At 73.4% G+C, this 26,306-nt stretch carries 24 protein-coding genes and 1 pseudogene; 13 read left to right on the top strand and 12 right to left on the bottom strand.

Going from position 1 to position 26,306, the window contains the following annotated elements; genetic code table 11:
* Positions 1–190 precede the first annotated feature (190 nt).
* From ACSMTC_RS33555 to ACSMTC_RS33520, 8 genes are all read left to right on the top strand, one after another.
* On the top strand, positions 191–2,500 hold the full coding sequence (locus tag ACSMTC_RS33555; protein WP_436563507.1) for a xanthine dehydrogenase family protein molybdopterin-binding subunit: 2,310 nt from the start codon (positions 191–193) through the stop codon (positions 2,498–2,500).
* Entirely contained in the window at positions 2,497–3,429 is a 933-nt protein-coding gene (locus tag ACSMTC_RS33550) for an FAD binding domain-containing protein (protein ID WP_436563506.1), read from the top strand. The genes ACSMTC_RS33555 and ACSMTC_RS33550 overlap by 4 nt, the downstream gene beginning before the upstream one ends.
* Positions 3,426–3,995: a (2Fe-2S)-binding protein gene (locus ACSMTC_RS33545; protein ID WP_436563505.1), complete on the top strand. Its 570-nt coding sequence runs from the start codon at positions 3,426–3,428 to the stop codon at positions 3,993–3,995. Before ACSMTC_RS33550 ends, ACSMTC_RS33545 begins: the two co-directional genes overlap by 4 nt.
* A gap of 340 nt (positions 3,996–4,335) precedes the next feature.
* Complete coding sequence (locus ACSMTC_RS33540; protein ID WP_436564888.1) at positions 4,336–6,210, top strand: amidohydrolase; 1,875 nt, start codon at positions 4,336–4,338, stop codon at positions 6,208–6,210.
* Positions 6,211–6,443: 233 nt separating this feature from the next.
* Positions 6,444–7,106: a hydrolase gene (locus ACSMTC_RS33535; RefSeq protein ID WP_436563504.1), complete on the top strand. Its 663-nt coding sequence runs from the start codon at positions 6,444–6,446 to the stop codon at positions 7,104–7,106.
* 52 nt (positions 7,107–7,158) lie between these two features.
* Positions 7,159–7,683 (top strand): DoxX family protein, encoded by a 525-nt coding sequence (locus tag ACSMTC_RS33530; protein WP_436563503.1) that lies wholly within the window; start codon positions 7,159–7,161, stop codon positions 7,681–7,683.
* Positions 7,664–8,389: a YoaK family protein gene (locus ACSMTC_RS33525; RefSeq protein WP_436563502.1), complete on the top strand. Its 726-nt coding sequence runs from the start codon at positions 7,664–7,666 to the stop codon at positions 8,387–8,389. Before ACSMTC_RS33530 ends, ACSMTC_RS33525 begins: the two co-directional genes overlap by 20 nt.
* 104 nt (positions 8,390–8,493) lie before the next feature.
* On the top strand, positions 8,494–9,417 hold the full coding sequence (locus tag ACSMTC_RS33520) for a glyoxalase (RefSeq protein WP_436563501.1): 924 nt from the start codon (positions 8,494–8,496) through the stop codon (positions 9,415–9,417).
* A gap of 119 nt (positions 9,418–9,536) precedes the next feature.
* On the opposite strand, the gene ACSMTC_RS33515 is transcribed toward ACSMTC_RS33520, so the two are convergent.
* The 3 genes from ACSMTC_RS33515 to ACSMTC_RS33505 all read right to left on the bottom strand — a co-directional run bounded on the left by ACSMTC_RS33515 (position 9,537) and on the right by ACSMTC_RS33505 (position 14,489).
* Entirely contained in the window at positions 9,537–10,577 is a 1,041-nt protein-coding gene (locus ACSMTC_RS33515; protein WP_436563500.1) for an AraC-like ligand-binding domain-containing protein, read from the bottom strand.
* A gap of 64 nt (positions 10,578–10,641) precedes the next feature.
* Positions 10,642–11,601, bottom strand: coding sequence for an AraC-like ligand-binding domain-containing protein (locus tag ACSMTC_RS33510; protein WP_436563499.1), 960 nt, complete (start codon positions 11,599–11,601; stop codon positions 10,642–10,644).
* Positions 11,602–11,762: 161 nt separating this feature from the next.
* The gene (locus ACSMTC_RS33505; protein WP_436563498.1) at positions 11,763–14,489 is read right to left on the bottom strand and encodes an AAA family ATPase; all 2,727 of its coding nucleotides are present in this window, start codon (positions 14,487–14,489) and stop codon (positions 11,763–11,765) included.
* 231 nt (positions 14,490–14,720) lie between these two features.
* Here ACSMTC_RS33505 and ACSMTC_RS33500 point away from each other — a divergent pair, with 231 nt between their 5' ends.
* The gene (locus ACSMTC_RS33500; protein WP_436563497.1) at positions 14,721–15,650 is read left to right on the top strand and encodes a LysR family transcriptional regulator; all 930 of its coding nucleotides are present in this window, start codon (positions 14,721–14,723) and stop codon (positions 15,648–15,650) included.
* A 105-nt stretch (positions 15,651–15,755) separates the two neighbouring features.
* Here the strand turns inward: ACSMTC_RS33500 and ACSMTC_RS33495 are convergent, their stop codons facing one another.
* Positions 15,756–16,319 (bottom strand): helix-turn-helix domain-containing protein, encoded by a 564-nt coding sequence (locus ACSMTC_RS33495; protein ID WP_436563496.1) that lies wholly within the window; start codon positions 16,317–16,319, stop codon positions 15,756–15,758.
* Between the two features lie 66 nt (positions 16,320–16,385).
* Here ACSMTC_RS33495 and ACSMTC_RS33490 point away from each other — a divergent pair, with 66 nt between their 5' ends.
* Entirely contained in the window at positions 16,386–17,072 is a 687-nt protein-coding gene (locus ACSMTC_RS33490) for an AzlC family ABC transporter permease (protein ID WP_436563495.1), read from the top strand.
* A complete protein-coding gene (locus tag ACSMTC_RS33485) occupies positions 17,072–17,380 on the top strand; it encodes an AzlD domain-containing protein (protein ID WP_436563494.1) in 309 nt (102 codons plus the stop codon). Before ACSMTC_RS33490 ends, ACSMTC_RS33485 begins: the two co-directional genes overlap by 1 nt.
* A 142-nt stretch (positions 17,381–17,522) precedes the next feature.
* On the opposite strand, the gene ACSMTC_RS33480 is transcribed toward ACSMTC_RS33485, so the two are convergent.
* Genes ACSMTC_RS33480 through ACSMTC_RS33460 form a run of 5 tightly spaced genes read right to left on the bottom strand, consistent with a single transcriptional unit; the run spans position 17,523 to position 21,875 of the window.
* Positions 17,523–18,014, bottom strand: coding sequence for a Fur family transcriptional regulator (locus ACSMTC_RS33480; protein ID WP_436563493.1), 492 nt, complete (start codon positions 18,012–18,014; stop codon positions 17,523–17,525).
* Between the two features lie 28 nt (positions 18,015–18,042).
* Positions 18,043–18,990: a metal ABC transporter permease gene (locus tag ACSMTC_RS33475; RefSeq protein ID WP_436563492.1), complete on the bottom strand. Its 948-nt coding sequence runs from the start codon at positions 18,988–18,990 to the stop codon at positions 18,043–18,045.
* Positions 18,987–19,898 carry a metal ABC transporter permease gene (locus ACSMTC_RS33470; protein ID WP_436563491.1) on the bottom strand — a complete coding sequence of 304 codons (912 nt, stop codon included), beginning with the start codon at positions 19,896–19,898 and terminating at the stop codon, positions 18,987–18,989. Before ACSMTC_RS33470 ends, ACSMTC_RS33475 begins: the two co-directional genes overlap by 4 nt.
* Complete coding sequence (locus ACSMTC_RS33465) at positions 19,885–20,871, bottom strand: metal ABC transporter ATP-binding protein (RefSeq protein WP_436563490.1); 987 nt, start codon at positions 20,869–20,871, stop codon at positions 19,885–19,887. Before ACSMTC_RS33465 ends, ACSMTC_RS33470 begins: the two co-directional genes overlap by 14 nt.
* A gap of 26 nt (positions 20,872–20,897) precedes the next feature.
* Positions 20,898–21,875: a metal ABC transporter solute-binding protein, Zn/Mn family gene (locus tag ACSMTC_RS33460; RefSeq protein ID WP_436563489.1), complete on the bottom strand. Its 978-nt coding sequence runs from the start codon at positions 21,873–21,875 to the stop codon at positions 20,898–20,900.
* A 319-nt stretch (positions 21,876–22,194) separates the two neighbouring features.
* Between ACSMTC_RS33460 and ACSMTC_RS33455 the strand changes: the two genes are divergently transcribed.
* Positions 22,195–22,923, top strand: a complete 729-nt coding sequence (locus ACSMTC_RS33455; protein WP_436563488.1) for a hypothetical protein — start codon at positions 22,195–22,197, stop codon at positions 22,921–22,923.
* 39 nt (positions 22,924–22,962) lie between these two features.
* Here the strand turns inward: ACSMTC_RS33455 and ACSMTC_RS33450 are convergent.
* The 3 genes and pseudogenes from ACSMTC_RS33450 to ACSMTC_RS33440 form a co-directional block, all read right to left on the bottom strand.
* Positions 22,963–23,082, bottom strand: a pseudogene (locus ACSMTC_RS33450) (threonine aldolase); the annotation flags it as partial.
* A 93-nt stretch (positions 23,083–23,175) separates the two neighbouring features.
* On the bottom strand, positions 23,176–23,619 hold the full coding sequence (locus tag ACSMTC_RS33445; RefSeq protein ID WP_436563487.1) for a hypothetical protein: 444 nt from the start codon (positions 23,617–23,619) through the stop codon (positions 23,176–23,178).
* Positions 23,620–23,982: 363 nt separating this feature from the next.
* Positions 23,983–24,696 carry a VIT1/CCC1 transporter family protein gene (locus tag ACSMTC_RS33440; protein ID WP_436563486.1) on the bottom strand — a complete coding sequence of 238 codons (714 nt, stop codon included), beginning with the start codon at positions 24,694–24,696 and terminating at the stop codon, positions 23,983–23,985.
* Between the two features lie 304 nt (positions 24,697–25,000).
* On the opposite strand from ACSMTC_RS33440, the gene ACSMTC_RS33435 reads away from it, so the two are divergent.
* Positions 25,001–26,257, top strand: coding sequence for an APC family permease (locus tag ACSMTC_RS33435; protein ID WP_436563485.1), 1,257 nt, complete (start codon positions 25,001–25,003; stop codon positions 26,255–26,257).
* The last annotated feature ends 49 nt before the right edge of the window (positions 26,258–26,306 follow it).

The raw sequence follows: 26,306 nt of genomic DNA, 5'->3' as shown, positions 1-26,306 counted from the left end.
CCCCATGACGCACAGGTCTGTCCCCGGAGTGCACCGACCCGTGTGTTGCCCGGTTCGCCACGCCGGGTGGCCCGTACGGTGAACTCCTTCGAGCGCGCTCGGGCACCCGCTCCGGTACGGGGTGTCGCGCTCGCACGTGGCGAGTCCACGGTCGATCCCCCCGGGTACTACGAGGCGCAGAGGTGCAGTCGTGGAGCAGTGGACCAGGCGCGAGGACGGACGGTTACTCACCGGCCGAGGCCGCTATGTCGCCGATATCGAGGTTCCCGGTTGCCTGGACGCGGTGTTCGTGCGAAGCGACGTCGGCCACGGCACGGTGCGTGAGGTGGACTGCGCCGCCGCCCGTGACGTGCCGGGGGTCGTGGGGGCCTGGTCCGCCGCGGACCTGGCGGAGCTGCCCTCGTGCGTCCAGGCGGCATCCCACCTGCGGGATCTTCCTCCGGTTCCGTACACCCTGCTGGCCGGGCTGTCCACGGAGGAGGCCGTGGCCGGCCGTGAGTGGCCGGCCCTGGTGAAGGACCGGGTGCGGTACGCGGGCGAGGCGGTGGCGGTGGTCCTGGGAGAGGACCGCTACCGGGCCGAGGACGGTGCGGCCGCGGTGTCCTTCCGGATCGATCCGCTGCCCGCGGTGGTGACGCCGTCCGCCGCGGCGGACGATTCCGTCCGGCTGTTCGACGGTCTGAGCAACACCGCCTTCCGTGGGGAGGCCGGGAAGCCGATCGAGGAATCGGTCTGGCGGGGCGCGGCGGCGGTGGTGGAGGGCCGCTACCGCCAGCAACTGCTCATGCCCACGCCGATGGAGTGCCGGACGATCCTCGCCGTGCCCGAGGCGGACCGGCTGACGGTGTGGTCGGGCCATCAGATGCCGCACCGGCTGCGGCGTGAACTGGCGGCGCTGCTCGGGTGGCCGGCCGACCGGGTACGCGTGGTGGTTCCGGACACCGGCGGGGCGTTCGGGTCGAAGAGCGCGGCGTTCCCGGAGTTCGTCGTGGTCGCCTTCCTGGCGGTGAAGCTGGGCCGGCCCGTGCGGTGGATCGAGGACCGGCTGGAGTCCATGCTGGTCGCGACCCGGGGCCGGGGGCAGGACCAGCGGGTCCGGCTCGCCGCCGACGCCGACGGGCGTCTGCTCGCCTACGAGTTGACGATCGACGCCGACGTGGGTGCCTATCCCCACCTCGGGGCGGGGCTGCCGATGCAGACCGCCTGGATGGCGACGGGCCCGTACGCCACCCCCAAGGTGCACGCGACCGTCCGCTCGGTACTGACCAACACGATGGTGACGTATCCCTACCGCGGCGCCGGCCGGCCCGAGGCGACGATCGCGCTGGAACGGGCGATGGATGTGATGGCCCGTCGGCTGGGAATGGACCCGGCGGAACTGCGACGGCGCAACTTCATCCCGCCCGGGAGCTTCCCGTACCTGACGCCCACCGGCCGGCGCTACGACAGCGGGAACTACGCCGCCGCGCTCGATCTGGCACTGGAGACGCTGGACTACGGCGGGTGGCGGGCCGAACAGGCCCGGCGGCGGGCGGATCCGGACGCGCGGCCACTGGGCATCGGCCTGTCCTGCTACGTGGAGCGCTCCGGCGGCGAGCCGGGCGGACTCCACGAGTTCGGCGGCATCGAGGCCGAGGCGGACGGCACGGTCACCGCCCGGTGCGGCACGGCCCCCAGCGGTCAGGGACACGAGACCGTCTTCTCCGCTCTGGTCGCCAGAACCCTGGGAGTGGACGAGGCGCGGGTCCGGCTGGTCGAGGGGGACACCGAGCAGCAGCCCGAGGGTCTGGGCTCCTTCGCCAGCCGTTCCGCCCAGGTGGCCGGCGCGATGCTGCAGCACGCCTCGCGGCTGCTCATCGACCAGGCGCGGAAGCGGGCCGCGAGGCTGTGGGAGGTGCCGCTCGGTGACGTCGGGTGGTCCGACGGCGCCGTACACCTGCTCAAGGACGCTTCGGTGACCATGGACCTGGCCGAACTGGTGAAGGCCACAGGGCCGTTGAGGGTCGACGACCGGTTCGAGGCGGGAATGGCCTTCCCGTTCGGCGCCCACGCGGCGGTGGCCGAGGTCGATCCGGAGCTGGGCACCGTGCGCCTGTTGCGGGTGGTGGCCGTGGACGACTGCGGAGTGGTGCTCAATCCCACGATCGTGCGCGGACAGGCCCTCGGGTCGGCGGTCCAGGGCATCGGCCAGGCACTGTACGAAGGAATCCCTTACGACGACGGTGTGCCGATGCTGGCCTCGGGTCTGCTGGACTATCTGCTGCCGACGTTCACCGAGGTTCCGCCCATCGAGATCAGGGACACCTGCACACCGAGCCCGAGCACGCCGCTGGGCGCGAAGGGTGCGGGCGAGTCGGGGTGCATCGGCACTCCGGCCGCGATCGTCAACGCCGTGGCCGACGCCCTGCGGATCGCCGACCCCGACCTGTTGCAGATGCCGCTCACCCCGGATGTGGTCTGGCGGGCGGCCCGCGCCCCGAAGCTGGAGGAGGTCCGGTGAAGCCCGCCGCCTTCGACTATGCCGTGCCGAGCACGGTGCCCGAGGCCGTCGAGGTGCTCGGCGCCGCCCGCGGGAAGGCCCAGGTGCTCGCCGGCGGGCAGAGCCTGCTCCTTGAGATGCGCCTGCAACGCGTCCGCCCCGAGCTGGTGGTCGACATCAACCGCGTCGCCGGGCTCGACCGGATGGACACCGACGGCGACACGCTGCGGGTGGGCGCTCTGGTCCGTCACGACGCCTTCGAGTCGGCGCGGTCCGTGCCCGGCCCGCTCGGCGCGCTGTTCGCACGCGCAGTGGTCAACATCGCCCATCCGCCCATCCGTTCCCGCGGCACGATGGTGGGCAGCTTCGCCTGGGCGCACCCCGCCTCGGAGTGGTGTGCCATCGGCGCCGCCCTGGACGCCGGCATCGAGCTGCACTCCCTGGAGGGCGGGCGCACGGTCGCGGCCCGCGACTACTTCCACGGTCCGCACCAGTCCGCGCGCCGGCCCGGGGAGCTTCTCACCGCGGTGCGGTTCCCGCTGCTCGACGACGACACCGGAGTCGGCTTCACCGAGCATCGGCGCACGCACTTCTGCTTCGCCCAGGTGGCCGTCGCCGCCACGCTGACCGTGCGCGACGGGGTGATCGGTGAAGCGCGGATCGGCCTGGCCAACTGCGCCGACCGGCCGGTACGGGCCCTGGCGGCCGAGCGGGCGCTGATCGGCGCCGAGGCCACGGCGCCCGTGGACGGCTACCGGCTGCCCGGCGGCCATCCGTTCGCCCGGGCGGGCCGGATCGCCGCGGAGCGGGACGCCGCGCCCGTGGCGGAGCCGTACGCCGACGTCGAGTACAAGCGGCACGTCATCGCGGTCCTGGTCGCCAGGACGCTGTGCCAGGCGGCGCTGGACCAGCGGTCGCGCGCCGCCGGGTCCGAGGGAGGGCACGCATGAGGATCACTCTCACCGTCAACGGCCAGGCGTACCGGCTCGACGTGGAGCCCCGCCGCGTCCTGGCCGACGTACTACGGGAGGACTGCCGACTGACCGGCACTCACCTGGGCTGCGAGCACGGCGTGTGCGGGGCGTGCACGGTACTGGTGGACGGCGTGGCGGCCCGTTCCTGCCTCATGCTCGCCGTGCAGTGCGACGGCGGCTCGGTGCGGACCGTGGAGGGGCTCGCCGGGCCCGACGGTGAACCCCACCCGCTCCAGCGCGCGTTCTCCGCCGAACATGCCCTGCAGTGCGGCTTCTGCACCCCGGGGTTCCTCATGGTGGCCGCCGGGGCGCTGGCGGCCGATCCCGCCATCGGCGACGACCCTGAGCGCGTCGACGCTCTGGTCGGCTCCAACATCTGCCGGTGCACCGGCTACGAACCCATCCGCCGCGCGATCATGCGAGCCGCACGCGAGCAGGCGGACTCCACGACGAACGACGGTACGCGGCCGGGCCCGGGCGGCTCCGTCACCGCGCCGGAACCGGACGCACCGGACGCTTGCCCGGGACGCACACACGACTGAAGGCGGTGACGGCGGCCGACCCGATGGACAGTCAACTGTTCTACTGGAAAAGGTTGTTACTCGACAGATAGCCGCCGACCTCTCCGTACAGCCGTCGTTGGCCACACGGCTCGGGAAAGGCCCTCCGGGGCACGGACCGCTACGCCGTCGCTCCGGTGTGCACTGGCGGAACGGAGGCGGTGCACTGTGGGCCAACTCCAGGACCGGTGGTCGGCCTAACGTCCTGTCAGTCGGCCGAGCGGGCCGGCTCGCTAACCCCCGGCCCGCTCGACCGCCCCCAGTCGCCGCCGCACCGCGCGGCGACCCGATCCCGTCACAGGAGGCTGTCGAGGTGCCTGCAATGCCGGTCGGCGGGCTGGTCCCCCGCGCCGTCGAGGACGTCGCCGACGTCGTCGTCCGCAACGCGAAGATCTACACCGGAGACGTCCGCAGGCCGCAGGCCGGCGCCCTCGCCATCCGCGACGGCCTGGTCACGGCCGTGGGGGACGACGCGGACGTCGCCCCGCTCATCGGACCGTCCACCACCGTGGTGGACGCGCTCGGCCGGCGCGTCGTGCCCGGGCTCAACGACTCGCACCTGCACGTGATCCGGGGCGGCCTCAACTACGTTCTGGAGCTGCGCTGGAACGGCGTGACCTCGCTGCGCGACGCCCTGGCGATGCTGCGGGAACAGGCCGCCCGCACCCCCAAGGGGCAGTGGGTGCGGGTCGTCGGCGGCTGGTCGGCCGAGCAGTTCGCCGAGCGCCGGCTCCCGACACCGGCCGAACTGAACGAGGCCGCGCCCGACACCCCGGTGTTCGTCCTCCACCTCTACCAGTCGGCGATCCTCAACCGCGCGGCGCTGCGGGCCGTCGGCTACACCAGGAACACCCCCGACCCGAAGGGCGGCCAGATAGTCCGGGGCCGGGGTGGCGAGCCCAACGGCATGCTGCTGGCCGCCCCGAGCGCCCTGGTCCTCTACTCCACACTCGCCAAGGCCCCGACACTGGAGGGCGAGGACCGCAAGACGTCCACCCTGCACTTCCTGCGCGAACTGAACCGCTTCGGGCTGACCTCCGCGATCGACGCCGCCGGCGGGTTCCAGAGCTTCCCCGAGAACTACGGCACGGTGATCGAGCTCGCCCGGGAGGGCCGGCTCTCGCTGCGCATCGCCTACCACCTGTTCCCGCAGACCCCCGGCCAGGAGCTCGACGATCTCACCCGCTGGATCGAGACGGTCCGCCCCGGGGACGGCGACGAGTGGCTACGGCTGAACGGCGCCGGCGAGAACCTGACCTGGGCCGCCGCCGACTTCGAGAACTTCGCCGAGCCACGCCCCGAACTCGACAACTACGAGGGCGAGTTCGAGAAGGCCGTCCGGCTGCTCATGGAGAACGGCTGGGGCTTCAGGCTGCACGCGACCTACGACGAGACGATCCGGCGCGACCTGGCGGTGTTCGAGAAGCTCGCCGCCGAGGGGCTGTTCCCCGGCGGGAACCGGTGGCTCTTCGACCACGCGGAGACCGTCTCCCCGGACAGCCTCGACCGCATCGCGGCGCTCGGCGGCTCGCTCTCCGTGCAGAACCGGCTGTCCTTCCAGGGCGAGGCGTTCACCCGCCGGTACGGCCTCGGCACGGCCGCACAGGCCCCGCCGATCCGCGCGATGCTGGACCGCGGACTGACCGTCGCCGCGGGCACCGACGCCACCCGGGTGTCCTCCTACAACCCCTGGGTCGCCCTGCACTGGCTGGTCTCCGGCCGCACGGTCGGCGGCCTGGCGCTGCGGCCGCCGCAGAACCGGGTGGACCGCCAGACCGCGCTCGCGATGTACACCACGGCGGGCGCGGCACTCACCGGGGAACAGGACGTCAAGGGCGTTCTGCGACCGGGGTGTTATGGCGACCTGGCCGTCCTGTCCGAGGACTACTTCACCGTTCCCGAGCCGGAGATCCCGCACATCGAGTCCCTGCTGACGGTCGTCGGCGGCCGGATCGTGCACGCCGCGGCCGAGTACGAGGAAATGGACGAGGAGCTCCCGCCGGTCAGCCCCGACTGGAGCCCGGTCGCCCACTTCGGCGGCTACCAGGCCTCCGGCCGGGCCGCAGGCGCGGGCTCCCGCCAGGCGGAGCTGCTCGGGCAGGCCGCCGCCGAGTCGAAGCAGCACCTGCGGTGGCGCGTCGGACGTGGCCTGGCCTCCGGACACCACCGACCGTCCGACCCCTGCTTCCACTTCTGAGGCGAACCGCTCGTGAGGCGAACCGCTTCTGGGCCGCGCCGCTCGTGAGCCGCGCCGCTCGTGAGCCGCGCCGCTCGTGAGGCGAACCGCTCGTGAGCCGCGCCTCGCCGTCCGGGACCGACCGGCACGCGACGCCGCGGCCCCTGTTGCCGGCCCGGTCCAGGGCAACCGTCCCGACCTCTCCCGCGGATCACCGCGAGGAGAACCCACCGAGAAACCGAAGGAAACCCGTCATGGTCGACACCACCCAGGTCAGCGCCACCCCGAGCCCCGACCTGCTGACTCCGGACAACGCCGTGGTGCTGTTCGTGGACCACCAGCCGCAGATGTTCTTCGGCACCGGCAGCGGCGACCGGGTCGCGATCATCAACGCCACCGTCGGCCTGGCCAAGGCCGCCAAGGCCTTCGAGGTGCCCGCGGTGCTGACCACCGTCGCCTCCGAGTCCTTCTCCGGCCCGATCCTGCCGCAGCTGGGAGCGGTCTTCCCCGACGCGGAGATCATCGACCGCACCTCGATGAACGCCTGGGAGGACCCGGCCCTGGTCGAGGCGGTCAAGGCCACCGGGCGCGGCAAGGTCGTCATCGCCGGCCTGTGGACCGAGGTCTGCCTAGTGATGCCGGTGCTGTCCATGATCGCCCAGGGCTACGAGGTCTACGTCGTCGCCGACGCCTCCGGCGGTGTCTCCCCGCAGGCCCACGAGCACGCCGTCCAGCGGATGACGCAGGCCGGCGCGGTGCCGGTCACCTGGCTGCAGGTACTGCTGGAGCTCCAGCGCGACTGGGCCCGTACGGAGACCTACGGTGCCGTCATGGAGATCGTCAAGGAGCACGCCGGCGCGTACGGCCTGGGCGTCGTCTACGCACAGACCGTCATAGGCGCCCACGCCGCGGGCTGAACCGCCCGCACGCCGACACCGCATCAGGAACAGGGACCAGGAACAGGACACGATGGATACCGGACTGCTGATCCTCCGGCTGGTGGTGGGCTTGCTCATCGCCGGGCACGGGGTACAGAAGGTGAGCTACCGCCTCGGGGGCCACGGCCTCGCGGGCGGGACGGAGGAGTTCCGGCACGACGGGTTCCGCGGCGGGCCGCTCACCGCCCTCGCCGCGGGCGCCGGGCAGATCGGTTCGGGCCTGTTCCTGGCCCTGGGCGCGCTCACACCACTGGCGGCCATGGTCGCCATCGGCGTGATGACGGTGGCGATGACCGTCAAACTGCCGCACGGGCTCTGGGTGCAGGACGACGGCTACGAGTACCCGCTCGTGCTGGTCGTCATCGCCGGGTCACTCTCGCTCACCGGCCCGGGCCGGTGGTCCGTCGACCACGCCGTCGGTCTGACCGCCTGGCCCATCTGGCTGTCCGTCACGACCGCCGTGCTCGGCATGGCCGGCGCGCTGCTCACCCGGGCGGTCCTCCACCGTCCGCCGGTGCGGGAGGAGGCGGCGGCCGGTGCGCGCCCTGCTGACTGACGCCCTCCGGACCCTGGTCCCGCCGCGCACGGACCGTCATGGCCCGCTGCCGCCGCTGATGCTGCTGCTGACGATGGCCACCGGTGTCGTCGACGCGGTGAGCTATCTCGGCCTCGGGCATGTGTTCGTGGCGAACATGACCGGCAACGTGGTCTTCCTGGGGTTCGCCCTGGCGGGGGCCTCGGGGCTGTCGGCCCCGGCCTCGGCTGTCTCACTGACGGCCTTCCTGGCCGGCGCGCTCGCCGGCGGGCGGCTCGGCAGCCGGCTGGCGGACCACCGCGGACGCCTGCTGGCCCTGGCCACCGGCGTCCAGACCGTCCTGACGGTCGGGGCCGCCGTCACCGCCGCGGTCACCGACGGCGCCGCCCGTTACGCCCTGATCGTGCTGCTGGGCCTGGGCATGGGCCTGCAGAACGCGGTGGCCCGGCGGCTCGGGGTACCCGACCTCACCACCACCGTGCTCACCCTCACCCTGACCGGCCTCGCCGCGGACTCGACGCCGGCCGGGGGCGCGGCGCCGCGTCCGGGGCGCCGGATCCTCTCCGCGCTGGCGATGCTGCTCGGCGGCTTCGCGGGCGCGGCGCTGATGCTGCACGGACGGCTCGTGGTGGCCCTGGGACTGGCCTCGCTGCTGCTCCTGGCCACCGCGCTGACCGCCCACCGGGTCTCGGCGCCCGACGCCCACTGGGCCCCGCCGACGGCGTGAGCGGCTCCGCACCACCGATCCATTTCTCCGACCAGCGACAGACCTGCGCCCGGCGGCCGGCACAGCCGCCCCGGGCGCGAACGACGACCGGGAGGTCCCTCCAAATGATCCAGGGCTTCGCCCGACGGGCGGTTCCGTTGGTGGCGGCGATCGCCGCGCTGACGGCGGTCCCCACCGCCTCGGTGGCCCAGACCGCCCCGGCGAGGACGCCGGGCTCGCACCGGCAGCTCGCCGTCGGCCCGCAGTACGACTCCACCCACGTGTACGTCACGCCGGGTACGGAGCAGGCGTTCGTGGCCAGTTGGGTGTCCACCTTCGGTGGCACCACGATCGGGCCGGTCTCCACCCAGGTGACCCCGACGCCCAGCCGGACGCTGTCCGAGCTGGTGCTGTCGCCGGTCGGCACGCTGTCGGTGTTCGACTTCACCACGCCCGTCCCGTACCCGTTCGGCACCGAGCGCACCGGCTGGCTGGTGACCGACCTCGACCGGGCGGTCGGGGCCGCCCGGGCCGACGGGGCGGCCGTGACCGTGGCGCCGTTCGCCGATCCGATCGGCCGGGACACGGTCATCCAGTTCCCCGGCGGGATCAGCGCCCAGCTCTACGTGCACACCACCCCGCCGTCGTACCCGGCCCTGGCCAGCGTGCCGGAGAACCGGCTCTATCTGTCACCGGACGCGGTCGGCGCCTTCCTGCGGAGCTACCTCCCCTTCACCGGGGGCCGGATCGTCTCCGACGACCGGAGGGCCGACGGTGCCGCCATCGGCCTTCCGGGGACGACGTACCGGCTCATCCGCCTCACCTCCGGCTTCGGCACCACGACGATCACGGTGACGGACGGCCGGCTGCCCTACCCGTTCGGCCGGGAGCTGACCGGCTACGGCGTGACCGACCTCGGCGCCACCCTGGACCGGGCGAAGGCCTCCGGCGCGTCGGTGCTGTGGGGGCCGGTCTCCGTGGGCGGCCGGGACAGCGCGGTCGTGCAGTTCCCGGGCGGCTACGTCGCGGAGATCCATGCCGAGCGGTGATCGGCGATAACTGACGTCTCGTCACAACAAGTCGGCCGGTGGGCCGTTGGGCGAATTGCCGCCCGACGGCCCACCGGCCGGTTGTGCGACGGGCCGGCAGCCGACGTTCCCCCGGTGGGTCACACCGCGACGCCGTACCCGGACGGGGAGGCGCCCTGCCGCCGTCGGCCGCCGGGAAGCGGCACGTGCACGGGGCCCGGCGTGGGGCCCACCCCTGCGCCGGCCTGCCACTCGCGCGGGGAGACCCCGTAGGCGGCCCGGAACGCCCGGCTGAAGTGACTGGCGCTCACGAACCCCCACCGGCCCGCGACCGCGGCCACGGTCGCCCGGCCCGCCGTCGGGCGGGCGAGGTCCCGTCGGCACATGTCCAGACGCTGGCGCTGGATCCAGCGGACCACCGTCACGCCCTCGAACCGGAAGAGCTTGTGCAGGTACCGCACCGACATGTGGTGGGCGGCCGCGATCCGTTCCGGCGAGAGGTCCGGGTCGCCCAGGTGGCGCAGGATGTGGTCCTTCACCCGCGCCAGGGTGGCGAGCGCCGCCTCGGGCGGCTCCGGGGCGGACCGGCCCCGGAGCTCGTGGGCGAGCACCGCGAGCAGGTCCAGGGCCGTGGTGGCGAGCCGGGCGGCCAGGTGCGGGTCCAGCGAGTCGGCCGACCGGGAGAGGCGCTCCAGGTAGGCGGCCACCAGCCCGGCGGTGCCGTCGCCGGTGTCGAAGGCCGTCGCGGTGAGCACCCGCAGGTCCTCCTCGGAGACACCCACGGCCGACCGCGGCCAGTGGAAGGCCGTGAAGACGAAGGGCTCCGGCAGTTCCTTGGCGAACGGCCGCCCGGCGTCGGAGATCGCGAAGGTACCGGGCCGCAGCTCCACCTGGCAGCCGTCCTGGACCAGCCGGGCGGTGCCCCGGTGCTGGAGCGCCAGCGTGAGGTGGTCCTCCCCGCCGCGCGCGATCAGCCCCGCGCTGCGCTCGACCCGTTGCGGACCGGCCCGCACCACGGAGACCTGCAGCTCGCCCAGACGGTGGCTGGTGATGGTCCCGGGAGCGGGCGCGCCTTCGAGCAGGGACACGTCCAGCGGGATGAAGGTACGGGCGACGGCCTCGTGCCAGTACTCGGCGCGGTCGGCGGACGGTACCCCGGCGGTGTCGAGAACGACGGACATCGGCACTCCTCGGACGGTTGACGGGCGGGGCTCGACGGGCTTCGGCGGGCGGTTCGACGGCTCGTCAGCCGGCATCGTCCGACCGGAGCGCGCGCCACTCGCGCGGTGCGACGCCGTACGCGGCCCGGAAGGTCCGGCTGAAGTGCGCCGGGCTGACGAAGCCCCACCGCTGGGCCACGGCCGACACGGTCGGCGCCGTACGTCCGCGCCGGCCCAGCTCGCGGGCGCACGCCTCCAGACGGCGCCGCTGGACGAGCCGGCTCACCGTCACGCCCTCGCTCTCGAAGGACCGGTGCAGGTACCGCACGGAGACGTGGTGGGCACGAGCGATCCTCTCGGGCGTCAGCTCCGGATCGCTCAGGTGGTGGTCGATGTACTCGCTCACCCGCCGGACCAGGTGCTCGTTCGGGCTGCCCGGCCCGTCCGCCGCCCGTCCGGCGGCCAGCTGGGTGACGAGCGCGCTCAGCAGGTCGGCGACGCTGCCGGCCAGCCGGTCGCCGACGGGCGCGGAGTAGGAGTGCGCGGACGCGGCCAGGACGCCGAGGAAGGGCAGCAGCACCGGCGCGCACCCCTCCGCGAGGCTGACGGCCGTCCCCGACGCGTACCGCAGGTCGCGCTCCGGCACGGCCAGCAGACGGCGCGGCACGTGGAACAGATGGGTGTGGAAGCGCTCCGGGTAGTCGACGGAGTACGGGCGCGCCGTGTCGTACAGGACGAGCCCGCCCGGCGGCACCTGGGCCCGGCGCCCGTCCTGCTCCAGCACGGCCCGGCCCGACACCTGCACCCCGACTCCGACCTGCGGCTCGGCACCATGGTCCTGGGCGATCAGCGCCGCCGTACGCGAGAGGCGGGCGGGGTCCGCCTCCAGTGTCGAGATCCGCACGTACCCGAGCCGGTGCGACACCAGGTGCCCGTCCAGCGGCCGCCCGCTGAGCGGGGCCACCTCCACCGGCACCAGCGTCCGCGACATCGCCCCGCTCCAGAACGCCGCCTTCTCGTCGTCCGGAACCGACGCGCTCGTCACCTGCGAGACCATCCGACCGCCCTTCCACCGAAGCCCTCCGCAGTCAGCCTGGTCCATGGGCGGTGCGGCCCGTTAGGTCATCTGACTGCCGCGTCGCGGCGGTGCGGCCGCGGGCCCCGGCCCCGCACCCGCCGACCGGCCTGGCCGGGCGTCCTGGAAGGTCAGCGGGTGCCGAGGGCGTGGGCGAGCGCGGCCCGCGAGGTGATGCCGAGCTTCGGGAAGATCTTGTAGAGGTGCGCACCGACGGTACGGGGCGACAGCTGGAGGCGCTGACCGATCTCCTTGTTGGTCAGGCCGGTAGCGGCCAGGCGGGCTATGCGCAGCTCCTGGCCGGTCAGCCCGGACGACTGCGCGGCCGGTCCGCCCGCCGACGGGGCCACGGGGTCGCCCGCGGCCCGCAGTTCCTCCTCGCACTGCTGCGCCCAGGGGTCCGCCTGGAGACGGCGGAACACGTGGTGCGCCGCGCGCAGCACCTCCCGGCCCCCGGGCCGGTGGCGCCGGCGGAGCCATGAGCCGTGGGCGAGCCGCAGCCGGGCGAGGTCGAACGCCCACCGCTCTGCTCCCGGTACGGCGTACGCGGCACGGTAGGCGGCCTCGGCCTCCTCGTCCTCGGCGGCCAGGGCGGTGGCGGCCGCGAGCAGGAAGGCGTGCCGGCCGGAGATCTCCGCGGAGCGTGCGGCCCGCCCCGCCGCGATGTGCGCCCGTGCCTCCTCCTGCCGGCCGGTGTGCACGGCGGCCGTCACCAGGTCGAAGACCAGCGCGTGGTGCCAGGGCGGGCCGCTGGACAGCCGGCCGGGCGGGGTGAGCTCACAGAAGTGCGCGTACGCCTCCTCGTAGCGCCGGTGGGCGAGCGCGGTCAGGCCGCGCAGGTGGGTCAGGCGGTCGAGGACGAACCGCATCCGGGCACGCGTGGCGGTCGGCCTGACGGCCTGCTCGATCTCCCGCAGCCCGGCCTCGTCGCCCCGCCCGGCCAGGAAGTGGGCGTAGTACTGACGGAACATCAGGGCGTTGGTGTGGTAGCCGAGTTCGTCCGCTATCTCGGCCTCGCGCAGGCAGACGGCCGCCTGGTCCCAGTGGCCGAGCAGGAAGTCCTGGTTGCACTTGGCCTTCGCCACCGAGCCCTGGGTGGCGTAGCCGTACAGCCCGTTGAAGCGCTGCCACAGGTCGCCCTCGGGGCAGTCGAGCGCCGAGGCGGTCCACAGCAGGAGCCAGGCCGCGCCCGCCTCCTGTTCCTGCGTCATGCCGTCGGCCACCGTCCGCAGCGCGTCGGCCACGTCCGGGCCCGGATCGGTCCACGCCCGCAGGCAGAGCCGGCCCGCCTCGGAGACGCTCCCCCGGTGCCGCTCCAGAGCCCGCCACGCGCAGGGGTCGTCCGTGTAGGTGGCGGCGAGCAGCAGCTTGAAGTAGACCTGCTCCACCAGCCCGCCGAAGGTGTCGGCGCCCGGCGCCGTCAGCGCGTCGAGGGCCCCCGGCAGCAGCGCGGTGGAGGATTCGAAGTCGACGTGGTGACTCTGGTCGGCGTAGACCACCGCGTACGCGAACAGCGGGGCGATGTCCTGCGGAACCGTGCTCGCCTTCAGCTCCTCCACCAGGCCCGCGGTGTGGCGCAGCTGCCCGCCGCGGGCCGCCATCACCGCGGCCCAGGTGAGCCGGCGGGCGCGGTCGCAGGAGTTGGTGGAGAGGACGGCGGCGCGTTCGAGCAGGAGTGCGCCCTCCGCGTCACCGCCGCGGCCGGCGAGGTCTCGGCCGACCTCCTGCAGGCGTGCCGCGAGGTCCTCGTCCGGCAGCAGCGCCGCCGACGCCTCGTGGACCAGCCGCCGGGGGTCGTCCGGTGCGAGGGCCTCGGCCAGGGCACTGTGGGCCTCACGGCGCGCGGCATCGGAGGCCGCCGAGACCACCGCGGTACGGACCAGAGGGTGCCGGAACACCAGCTGTCCGGCGGCGTCGAGCCGGGCCAGGCCGTCCGCCTCGATCCGCTCCAGGGGTGCCCGCACGTCCTCGTCCGCGACGGCGCGCAGCCACACCCCGCCGTTGAAGTCCGTGCCGGAGGCCAGGGCTCCCAGCAGGAGGAGGCGGCCGACCTCCGGCGTCATCGCGCCCAGCCGCTCGGCGAACATCTGCTCCAGCTTCCGCCCCAGCGGCAACCGCTCCGGCAGCGGAGCGAACCCCCGCTGCTGGGCGGCCGCCAGCTGCAGCGGCAGCTCCACCAGCGCCAGGGGATTGCCGTCCGCCTCCGCCAGGACCCGGTCCCGGGTGGTCGCCGCCAGATCGGGATAGCGGGTGCCCAGCAGCAGGGCCGCGTCCGGCCGGGGCAGGGCCCGTACGTCGACGGCCTCGGCCGACCACGTCTGGGCGGCCGGGCCGCCCGGGCGGCTGGCACCGACGATCACCAACGGCAGTTCGGCACAGCGCCGTTGGAGGAAGGCGAAGACGGTCGCGCTCGACGAGTCGACCCAGTGCAGGTCGTCCAGGAGGAGCAGCACGGGGGCGGTCCGTACCGCCTCGTCCAGCAGTGCCAGGGCGGCGGCACCGACGGCGAACCCGCTCGGCGTGCCGGACCGGACACCGAGCGCGCTCTCCAGGGCGTGCCGCTGGTGGGCCGACAAGGCGCCGGACCGCTGGAGCAGCGACCAGAAGGCCTGGTGGAGGGCCCCGAACGCGAGGTCCGTCTCCGCCTCGGCGCCGACCGCCCGCAGGACGGTGAATCCGCGCTCGCGTGCCGCACGCTCCATCCAGGCCAGCAGCGTGCTCTTGCCGACGCCGGCGTCGCCGCGCAGCAGCACCGTGGTACCGCTCGCGCCGTCCTCGGCCTGGACCAGGGCGGCGGTCAGCAGCGCCGTCTCCTGCCGCCGTCCGACCAGGACCGGAATCCGCCTGTCTTCCGCCACGCTTCGTTCTCCTCGGGTCGGCAGGGCCCGCTCCCCCGGGCACCCAAGATTATCCCCCGTCAGGACCTGCCGGTACGACTGTCGGTACGGCTTCAAACGCGCAGCGTGCCCGGGGGCCCGTGACGAGGGCGGTGCGGGGATCGTTCGCACGGGCGACGGCGGGGATGCCCGTTCCAACGAGTCCGGCATGAGTCCGGCGAAACTGTCGCCTGGCTGGTATGCGTAAGCCTCATGGACTTCACGGATGTGTCGCTGACCGCGCTGCGGGTGTTCCGCGCGGTGGCCGAGCAGGGGACCTTCACCGCGGCCGCGGCGTCGCTGGGGTACACGCAGTCGGCGGTGTCCCGGCAGATCGCCTCGATCGAGCGGGCCGCGGGCGCGGAGCTGCTGGAGCGCCGGCGCGACGGCGTACGGCTGACCGCGGCCGGACGGGTCGTCATGCGCCGCGCGACGGTGGTGCTCGACGAGATCGACGCGACCGCCCGCGAGCTGTCCGGTCTGCCCGAGCAGGGTGGGACGGTGCGCCTCGGCTGGGTTCCCAGCGCGGGTACCACCCTGGTGCCGCACGCCCTCGCCGCACTGCGGCGCAGCCACCCGGGCGTACACGTCGTCAGCCGGGAAGGGGGCACCCCGGCGCTGGTGCGGGCCCTGCGGGCGGGCAGCATCGATCTCGCCTTGCTGGCGTCGGCGCCGCCGTTCCGCGCGCCGGACACCGAGTCGCCTCCGCTGGTGCTGCAGACGCTCACCGAACGCGCCCTCTGTCTGGCCGTTCCCGCGGCGCACCCGCTGGCCCGCGGGGACTTCGTCGACGTGGCCGACCTGCGCGGACAGCGGTGGATCGTCGGTTCCCCGTCCGGCGCGGACCGGCTGCTCGGGGTGTGGCCGGGCCTGGACGAACGGCCCGAGATCGCGCACACGGCCCGGGACTGGCTGGCGAAGCTGTCCCTTGTCGCCGCGGGCTGCGGACTGACCACCGTGTCCTGTGCGATGGCCGCCGCCGCACCACCCGGCGTGCGCGTCCTGCCGGTACGCGGCGGCCCGCAGGAGCTGCGGCGCCTGCTGCTGGCCCGGCTCCCCCAGCCGCCCGCCGAACCCGTCGTCCGCCTCGCGGCCGCCCTGCGGGCCGCGGCCCTCGGCACCGTCACCGTCCCGGACCCGTGACGCACGGCCGCGGGGCGGGCGCTTCCCGACGGCTGCCCTCCGCACTGCCCCAGCTCCGCGCCCACCGAAGGCGACCGGCATGGCGCACGCGGCGATCACCCTGCCCTAGATGTGCTCCATCACGATCACGGCACTGGTGTTCGGCTCCAGGGCCTTGAAGATGTGCGGGGCGTCGCCGGGGAATGTGACGTAGTCGCCCGGGGCGAGTTCGACGGGTGAGTCCACGGGGCCGGCCAGGGCGCGGCCGGTGCTGAGGACGACGTGTTCGATGCTGCCCGGGTTGTGGGGTTGGGAGAGCCGGGGTTCGCCGGGCTGGGTGTCGATGCGGTAGAGGTCGCGGCGAGCGCCGGGCGGGCAGGAGGCGAGCAGGGTGGCGGCGTAGGCGGACTGCTCGGAGCGGGTGATCGGCCCCTCGCCCGCGCGGATCACCCGCACCGTCGGCCTGGGCGGGTCGACCAGCCGGCTGAAGGGCACACCGAGGGCGGCTCCCAGGGCCCAGAGTGTCTCGACGCTGGGATTTCCGCTGCCCGACTCCAGTTGGGAGAGCGTGGATTTGGCGATCCCGGCGCGTTTGGCGAGCTCGGTCATGCTGAGGCCGACCCGCTCGCGTTCGCGGCGGATCGAGGCCGCGATCACGGCGATGAGGTCCACTGGGGAACCGTTCTCCATCTGTTCGCTCCAGAAGTCCGAGTGTTCGCCTTGACGAACGAATCTTCTGGGTTCACTCTACTGGACATGAGTTCGTCATGGCGAACACTTGATCGCCGCATTCTCCGTGACATCGCCCTGGTCTGCCTCGCCGACGCCGTCGTCGGCGCCTCCTTCGGCGCGATCGCCGTATCCGGCGGGCTGCCGGCCTGGATTCCGATCGCCCTGTCGGTACTGGTCTTCGCCGGTGGCAGCCAGTTCGCCGCCGTCGGCGTGGTGCTCGCGGGCGGCGGCTGGGTCGCGGCCGTGGCGGCGGGTCTGGTGCTCAACGCCCGCATGCTGCCCTTCGGTTTCGCGGTCGGCGAGGTGCTCGAAGGCCCGCGCTGGAAGCGGCTGTTGGGCGCGCACCTGCTGACCGACGAATCGGCGGCGTTCACCCTGCAGCAGCGGGAGAAGCAGACCCGCCGCGCCGTCTACTGGACCTGCGGGCTCACCCTCTTCGCCGCCTGGAACATCGCCGTCGTGCTCGGCGCCTTCGCCGGCAGCGCGATCGGCGACACCGGCGCCCTGGGGCTCGACGCAGCCTTCCCCGCCGTCCTGCTCGCCCTGGTGCTGCCCGCGCTCAAGGACCGGCGCACCCGGGACGCCGCCCTGCTCGGCACGGTGCTCGCACTCGTCGCCACACCGCTGCTGCCCGCCGGTGTACCCGTCCTGCTGTCCCTCGCCGGGCTCGCGCTCGCGGGCCGGACCGTCCTCTCCGGGGAGGTGCGCTGATGCCCCTGATCGCCATCGCGCTGCTGGCCGCCGGAACGCTGGCCTTCCGGCTGGCCGGGCCCACGATCGGGCAGCGGGTGAAGTTCCCCGAGCCCCTCCAACGGCTGCTCACCGTCGCCGCCACCGTCCTGCTCGTCGCCCTGGTCGCCACCGCCGCGCTCACCGAGAAGCAGGGCTTCGCCGGCTGGGCCCGCCCGGCAGGCGTTCTGATCGCCGGTGTCCTCGCCTGGCGGCGCGCACCCTTCCCCCTGGTCGTCGTGGCGGCCGCGGGCACCACGGCCGTGCTGCGCCTCTGCGGAGTGGCCTGACGGACCGTCGGCGGAGCCGCACTGTGGGCAACCGCAGCGTGGGCACCCGGCCCTGATGACGCGCCGACCGGGCCGGTACCCGCCGGATGCACCGGCCGAGCCGCACCGGCCCCGAGGCCCCACCCGGAGTGGGTACGGCTGTTCAGTGGGTACTCGTCGCGGCACAGGCGGCGCAGGTGCCGGTCAGCTCGACGGTGTGATGGACGTCGGCGAAGCCGGACGTCTCGGCGATGCGGTCGGCCCAGGCCTCGACCGGGGCGGCGTCCACCGGCCGGCTGAGACCGCACTCGCGGCAGATCAGGTAGTGCCGGTGGTCGGTGCCGGGCCGGTAGCGGAAGAGGCGTTCGCCGTTGCTGTCGCGGACGACGTCGGCCCGGCCGACGGCGGCGAGGACCGTCAGGGTGCGGTAGACGGTGCTCAGGCCCACGCGTGAGCCGATGGCGAGCAGACCGGCGTGCAGGAGCTGGGCGCTGACGAAGTCCTCGCAGTCGGCGAGGGCCTGGAGGACCTCGGCCCGCTGCGGGGTCAGCCGGCCCAGCGACTCGTCTCCCCTGAAGTGTTCACCTCGCTCCTTGCGGCGGTCGGCGGCCCGGCGGAAGGCGGCCGCCAGCGTGCTGAGCTTCGCGTCGGTCACGGTCGTGTCCCCGTCGTGGCCGCGCGGCTCAGGCGGGCGCCGGACTCGCGGCGCGGTCCGGGGAGTCGCCGTTCGGACGGTCGCCGTTCGAAGAGTCGCCGTTCGGACGTTCATGGCCCGTACGGTCACGGCTCGGATGGTCACCACTCGTACGGACACGGTCGCGGTTCGGACGGATGAGGAAGGTGCCGGCGTAGACGGCGCTCGCCGCAGCCATGATGGCGAAACTGGGTGGCAGCTCGGGCAGTTCGGCGCTGAGCAGCAGGCCCGCCCACATCTCCGCGACCGCGAGGGCTCCGGACAGGGCCAGGGCGCGCAGCGGTCGGTCGGTGAGCCGGATCGCCGCGCCCGCCGGTGCGGCGAGCAGGCCGAGCAGCAGCAGTGAGCCCACCGCCTGGGTGGCCTCCCCCGCGCAGGCGCCGACCAGGGCGAGGAAGACGAAGCCGAGCGCTCGTACCGGTACGCCGCGGGCGGCGGCGACGGCCTCGTCGACGGTGGCGAAGAGCAGTGGCCTGGCGATCAGCGGGATGAGAACGCTGATCGCGCCCGCGATGGCGACGGCGACGGTGGTCTGGCTGCCGTGCAGACCGAAGATGGAGCCGAAGAGCACCGAGGTGCCCGCGCCGCCCTGGGCCGCGCTGCGGGAGGTGGTGTACACGGTGAGGAAGAACGCGCCGAGGCCGAGGATCCAGGCGAAGGCGCTGCCGATCACCACGTCGTCCGGGCGGCCGCGGCGCCCGAGTCCGCCGAGCAGCAGGCCGACACCGATGGTGGCGGCGAACAGCCCGAGCCGCAGGTCCAGGCCGCCCGCGAGCGCGGCCATGGCGCCGGTGAAGGCGACGTGGCTGAGTACGTCGCCGGTGAAGATCTGGGCGCGCAGCACCAGGAAGTAGCCGACCAGGCCGGATGCCAGCGCGATGAACGTCCCCGCCAGCAGCGCGTGCTGGAAGAACGGCTGGGTCAGGACGGCACTCATGCCACTCCTCCGATCGGACCGGGTGCTCCTGCCCTGCCGGGCAACTCCCTTAGCAGCCTCAGCAGATGGGCCAGGACGTAGCCGGCGAAGGCGAAGCCCGTCACGAAGAACCCGAGCGGGTAGGGCTGGTAGTAGGCGGCGATCAGCCCGCCCCAGCAGGCCGTCAGGCCGAGCAGCACGGACAGCAGCAGGCTCCGTCCCGGCCGGGCGGTGAGCTGCCCCGCGGTGGCGGCGGGTACCACCATCAGCGCGAAGACCAGCAGGGTGCCGGTGATCTGGCTCGCCTCGGCGGTCGCCGCGCCCAGCAGCAGCAGGAACAGTACCGACAGCAGCCGTACCGGAACCCCGCGCCCGGCGGCCACCTCGGGGTCGACGGAGGCGAGCAGCAGCGGGCGTCCGATCACCGCGAGGACGGCGAGCACCAGCGCTCCGACGATGGCCAGGAGGGTCACCTGCTGAGTGGTGATGCCCAGGAAGTCGCCGAACAGCAGCGCCGTCGGACCCTCGAGCAGGCCCTTGTACAGGCTGATGAACAGGTATCCGCAGGCCAGCGCGAACGCCTGGACCGTACCGGTGACGGCGGACTCCTCCGCCCCGCCCGCCCCACCCCGGCGCCCCAGCGCCGCTATCACGAGTGCGGCGGCGAGGCAGAACCCGAAGTAGCCGAGCGAGAGGCTGAAGCCCGCCAGCGTCGCCAGCGAGGCCCCGGGGAAGGCGGCCACCGACAGGGTGTGCCCGGCGAAGGTCTGCCGGCGCAGCACCATGAACCAGCCGACCACCGCGCAGACCACCGAGACCACCAGGCCGGCCCGGAAGGCGTTCACCATGGACAGGTAGGACCACATGTCCCGGAAGTCGCCGACGAGGTTCCAGGAGAAGACAGGTGCGGAGGCGTCAGCCGGCAGCATCATGACCTCCCTTGCCGCGCCGACCGGCCTGTCGGCCGACGTGCCGACCGGTGTGCCCGTCGCTGTGCCGGCTGGCACGCCGGTCGGTGCGCCCGTCGGTGTGCCGGCCGGTCTGTCGGCCGACCTGCCGGCCGGTGTGCCGGTCGGTGTGCAGCGCCGGTGCCTCGGGTTGCCCGACCACCACCAGCCGGCCGGCCGAGGTGCGGAGCACCTCGACGGGTGTGCGGTACAGGCGGGTCAGGGTCTCGGAGGTGATCACGTCCTCCGGACTTCCGGTGACCGCGCCGCCCTCGGCGATGTAGACGACCCGGTCCAGGTGGTGGAGTATCGGGTTGACGTCGTGGGCGACCATCACCACCGACACTCCCTCCTGGTGGCAGATCCGACCCAGCAGGGCCGCCACGGCGCTCTGGTTGGGCAGGTCGAGGCTGTCCAACGGCTCGTCCAGCAGCAGCAGTCGGGGGCGTCGCACCAGCGCCTGGGCGATCAGCAGCCGCTGCTGCTCCCCGCCCGAGCACTGTCCTATCGGGCGCTGCGCGTAGGCGCTCGCGCCGACCAGCTCGACGACTTCCGCGACGCGCTCCCGGGCTGCCCTGCGCCTGGCCCCGCCCAGGACGGGCAGTGGGATGCCCCAGCGGTCCCCGTCGAGGCCGAGCCGGACGACGTCGACGCCCCGGATGCGTACGCTCGCGTCGAAGTTGCGCCGCTGCGGCAGGTAGCCGACGGCCGTGCTGCGCTCGCCGGGCGCGCCGCCGAGGACCCGCACCTCGCCCGCCGCGGCCGGCAGGACGCCGAGCAGCATCTTGACCAAGGTGGACTTGCCGACCCCGTTGGGGCCGAGGATCGCGGTGAACTCCCCGGCGCCGACGGTCAGATCGACGCCCGACCACAGGGTCCGCCCGCCCACCCGCACGGCGGCACCGCGCAGCGACAGCACCGGCTGCTCGCCGGATTCGATGCGGCTCGCGTTCACGCGAAGCTCTTCGGTCGGGTTGACGGTCACTTGCCCGTCGCCTGCCTCAGTGCGTCCTCGATGCCCTGCAGTTCCTTGCCCTGCCAGTCCTGGAAGGTGGCGTTCGCGGGGGCGAGGGTCTCGGTGACCTGGGCGACCGGTATGCCCTGTGCCTTGGCGGCGTTGACCTGGGCGACCACGTCGGGGTTGGAGTTCTGGGTGTTGTAGACGTAGACCTTGATCTGCTTGCCGCCGATCTGCCGGTCGATGGCGGCCTTGTCGGCGGCGGTCGGGTCGGTGCCCTCGCTCTCCGCGTCCAGGAAGGTCTCGGGGGTCAGCATCCTCAGGCCGAGCGTCTCGGACAGCGGGGTCACGATGGACTCCGAGGCGCCGATCGGGGTTCCCGCGTACTTCGCCTTGATGTCGGCTTCCAACTGGCTGTACCGGGCCAGCGTCCTGGTCTCGAAAGCGGTCTTCCGGTCGTCGAAGTAGGCCGCGTCGGCCGGGTCGATCTTCTTGTAGTCGGCGGTGATCCGGTCGATCACCTTGTGGACGCTGTCCGCCGAGTACCACTGGTGCGGGTTGTCGCCCTCCTTCTTGCCCAGCAGGTCGCCCACCTTGAGCGCGGTACGGCTCGGCGCCGGGTCGGCGGCCAGCAGCTTGTCCGACCAGGCGTCGTACCCGATCCCGTTGGTGATCACGTAGTCGGCGCTCGCCACCGTCCGGCCGTCGGCGGTGGTCGGCTCGTAGGAGTGCGGGTCGGTGTCCGGATTGGTGATGAGGCTGGTCACCTTGGTGTGGTCGCCGCCCAGTTGGCTGGCGATGCTGCCCCAGAAGTTCTCCGCGGCCGCGACCCGGATCACCTTCGAACTCCCTCCGGCCGAGGAGGAGGCCGCATCGGAGGCGGGTGCCTTCGAGGCGGTGGAGCACGCGCTGGTGGCGGCCAGCGCGGCGACCGCGACGGCGGCACTCAGGGTGAATCTCAGCGGGCGACGACCGATCTTGCCGGACAGGGTGGCGCTCATGACGGGCTACTCCTCGAACCTGCGGGCCCTGCCCCCACGACAGGGCCCGGCTTCGGTGGACAGCACCAGACCATAGATGGCAACGGTTTTCATAACCAGCCGGTTTTGCGATGAGATGAAAATCATTGCCAAACTTTGACCGGCTCACAGCCTCCCACCGGGGCCCGTCCCACCCGCCGCCGAGATCTGCCGTCCGACGCCGCCGGGGCGAGCGGGCAGCCGCGGCACCGGTGTTGAGGACCTTCGAAGACCGCTCATGTCGCAGCCCGGTGGCACACTTCTGTCCGCACCGCGATCACCTTCCTGGAGAGCTCACCTCATGTCCCGAAAAGCGCGCCTGCTCACGGCAGCGGCCGCCGGCTGCATACTCCTCACCTCGGGCTGCGGCGGCGGGGCCGCGCCGACCGACGCTCGATCAACCCCGGCCAGGCCCTCGGCGGCGCCCTCGACGGCCTCGGCTTCGGCTTCGGCCGGCTCCCTCAGCGCGGCGGCGCAGTCCGCGCATCCGACCCAGGACGAGTTGCAGGCCGCCCTGCCGCCGATACCCTCCGACGGCAGGCCGTGGATCAGCTCGACCGGTCCGGTCGGGCTGCTGACGTTCGACCAGTACATCGGCATGCTGCCCGCGGACGCCCAGAAGATCGCCCGCCCGCGGGAGACCCGCCGGGGCCTGGAGTTCGCCGCGCGCCGGAACTGGGAGCAGCCCGACGGGGTTGTCGTGGACGTCCGCCTCGTCAGGTATGCCGGCTCCACCGGTGCCAGGAGCTATCTCCTTGCCGAGCGGGCCGCCCAACAGGCCAAGTCCGCTTCCGAGTTCTTCACCGTTCCGGGGATCGCGGACAGCAACGGCCTTGCCTCTCCGACACTGGACAAGGTGGGCGACGCCAGTGTGATGGTCCAGGTCCTGGCCGGGGACACGGTGATCCTGGTGTTCGAGGCCACGCCTGCCACCCCCGACCGGGACGGCGCCACCGCCATCGCCAAGCAGGTCTACCGGTCCCTGTGCACGCTGCAGGACTGCCCCGCGGCTCCCGGCGGAACGGTCTGACGGGGCGAGGGTCGCGGTGTGGCGGGTGAAGAAGGGCCGCTCGGGGAGGACGGTGTCCAGACCTGCGAGCGCGGCACCACTGATGCCGCCGAGGTCCTTGTAGAACGAGACGTAGACGCTGTCCGCGAGCGCCGATATCTCGTCAAGTGACCGGCCGAACGGTCTTCGCAGCCGAAGGCCACCGGCGCGAATCGGCTGACACCGGCGATCACCGTTGGGCGGTACGGCGCCAGCCGCGTATGCCGAAGGGCGCTACCCGCGCGTGCCGGAGACCCCGGCCCCGGCGGCCCGGGCCGGCCGGGTCCTGCTCGCCGACCGCAGTACGGTGAAGGCCACGACCAGCAGCGCCGCCTCGACCGCGAGGCTCACCAGCCCGAGCGGCTCGGTCCAGTTGCCCTTGTCGTCCGCGTAGTCGGGCAGCCCGGGTCCGCGCGAGAGCACGAACCCCACCAGCGGTCCGATCCCGACCCCGGCCGCCAGCAGCCAGGTGGGCACAGCCGCCCGCCGAGCCGTGAGGAGCAGTACCGCGGCCACCACACCGGCCGCCTCCAGCAGGTAGTACCCGATGCCGACGTAGGTCGGGGTCTTGTCACCCGGGAAACCTCCCTGGTCCTGCACGTGGATCCAGGACACGGCAAGGCAGAGCGCCGCCGCGAGGGCGGCCGCCCCGGTACGGGCAGCGGGGAGCGTGGGCATGATTCCTCCTGGGAAGGGGGAGGGCGGATTCAGCGAGGTGTGCGCCATGCACTGGCCAAGCCAGTGTGCTGTCAGTCCACTTGACTGGGCATCACCGAATTCCTCTGAAAGCCCTCTGAGTTTCCTCGCCCGATCCACCTCACGCCCGATCCACCTCACGCCCGATCCGCCCCGCGCCCGGCCACCGACCCGTCGTGGCTGTGGACAGTCCTGCGCCAGAGCGGTGGCGCCGAGCGGTACGTCGGGGCACTGCCGCCATCGGCCGGTGAACGGCATGGTCGGCGTGGTCCGGCGGGCGGCCTCCGGCGGGTCCCCCGGCCGCAACGGGACAGGAGGCCGGTTCGCGCTTGAAAACAGCGGCCGTCAGACTCCCGAGACGTGGGCGAGTTGGCCGACGGCCGCGGTGACGGCCATGGCGAGGCCGCCGCCGAGAACCACCCGCAGAGCCGGGCGCAGCAGACCTGTGCCGGCCGCACGGGCGGCCAGCACGCCGGCGGCGGCCAGACCGCAGAGGGTGACGACGACGATCAGCCACAGGCGTGCGGTCTCAGTGGCGGCGAGGAGGCCGAGGAAGGGGACGGCTCCGCCGGTGAGGAAGCTGGCGGCGGAGGCGAGGGCGGCCTGGATCGGATTGGCCGCGGTGTGTTCGCTGTGGCCGAGTTCGTCGCGCAGATGGGCCTGGAGCGGGTCGGCCTCGTGCAGGGCCTGGGCGACCTGCCGGGCCAGCGCGGGCGGGACGCCGCGGCTCACGTAGATGGCGGTGAGCTCGGCGAGCTCGGCCTCCGGGGCTTCGGCGAGTTCCTTGGCCTCCTTGGCGCGGTCGGCGCTCTCGACGTCGACCTGCGAGCTGACGGAGACGTACTCCCCGGCGGCCATCGCCATCGCCCCCGCGGACAGCCCGGCGAGACCGCCGGTGACCACGGCGGAGGTACTCGCTCCGCTGGCCGCGATGCCGACCATGATGCTGGCGACGGAGACCAGCCCGTCGTTGGCGCCGAGGACGGCGGCACGCAGCCAGCCGGCCCGACCCGCGGCATGGCCTTCCGGGTGGGGACCGCGCCGGTCCGGGAAGGTCATCGGCCGCGATGCTTCCGCAGAGTCCTCATGGTCACAGTCTCGGCAGACCTCGCCCGGGTGTCGTATCCGGTCGGCCGTTCGTGGGCGGTGCGGGGGCCCTCCCGGCTGCGCCCGGGCGGCCGGAAGCACCCGGCTAGCCGGCTCGCTGGCCGTGAACCCGCCGGACACCCCTCGCACCGCTCAAGGCCGACCTGCGCCGGGTCGGGCGGGGAAGTTCGCCGGTTCGATGCCGGGGTCGGATATCGTGCCCCGCTGTCGAATGAGGTCCAAGAGCCCGGTGCGACGCCGGGGCGAGGAGTGAACGGTGAAGACAGCAGCCGAGTCCGGGGAGCTGAGACGGCGGCTCGGTGTGTTCGACGCCGTGGTGATCGGCCTCGGATCGATGATCGGCGCCGGGATCTTCGCCGCACTGGCCCCTGCCGCACGGGCCGCCGGCTCCGGACTGCTGCCGGGACTCGCGGCGGCCGCGGTGGTGGCCTACTGCAACGCCACCTCCTCCGCCAGGCTCGCCGCCCGCTACCCGCAGTCCGGCGGCACCTACGTCTACGGCCGCGAACGGCTCGGCGAGTTCTGGGGCTACCTGGCCGGCTGGGGATTCGTGGTCGGCAAGACCGCCTCCTGCGCCGCGATGGCCCTGACCGTGGGCTCCTACGTGTGGCCCGCCCAGGCGCACGCGGTGGCGGTGGCGGCGGTGGTGGCCCTGACCGCGGTGAACTACACCGGTGTGCAGAAGTCGGCCTGGCTCACCCGGCTGATCGTCGGCATCGTGCTGGCGGTGCTCGCCGTGGTCGTCACGGTCTGCCTGACCGGCGGCGCCGCCGAGACCGCCCGGCTCGACGTCGACGCGGACGCCACCCTCGGCGGGGTGCTGCAGGCCGCCGGACTCCTGTTCTTCGCGTTCGCCGGCTACGCCCGGATCGCCACCCTCGGCGAGGAGGTACGCGACCCGAAACGCACGATCCCCCGGGCCATTCCGATCGCCCTCGGAATCACCCTGGTCGTGTACACGGCCGTGGCGGTCGCCGCTCTGGCGGTGCTCGGGCCGGACCGGCTCGCCCGTACGAGCGCGCCGCTGGCGGAGGCGGTGCGCGCCGCGGGTGTCCCGGGTCTGACGCCCGTCGTGCAGGTGGGGGCGGCCGTCGCGGCGCTCGGCTCGCTGCTCGCGCTGATCCTCGGGGTGTCGCGCACCACCCTGGCCATGGCTCGCGACCGCCACCTGCCGAACGCGCTGGCCGCCGTCCATCCGCGTTTCCAGGTTCCCCACCGCGCCGAACTCGCGGTCGGCCTGGTGGTCGCGCTCCTGGCCGCCACCACCGACGTCCGCGGAGCGATCGGCTTCTCCTCGTTCGGCGTGCTGGCCTACTACGCCGTCGCCAACGCCTCCGCCTGGACCCTCACCCCCGAGGAGGGCCGGCCCGTCAGGGTCGTGCCCGTCGTGGGAGCGGTCGGCTGCGCGGTCCTGGCCTTCTCCCTCCCGCCGGCCTCGGTGCTCTGGGGCGGCGCGGTACTCGCTCTCGGTGCGGCCGTCTACGGCATACGCCGGGTCATCACCCGTACCTGAGCCGCCGTCCGCACCGTGGCGCCGGTCCGGCCCGGCGGTGCGCCGCCGG

Origin of the sequence: Kitasatospora sp. HPM-01-4, assembly GCF_051374625.1 — a bacterium.
Lineage (GTDB): Bacteria > Actinomycetota > Actinomycetes > Streptomycetales > Streptomycetaceae > Kitasatospora.
This window is presented reverse-complemented; position numbering and strand designations above follow the sequence as displayed.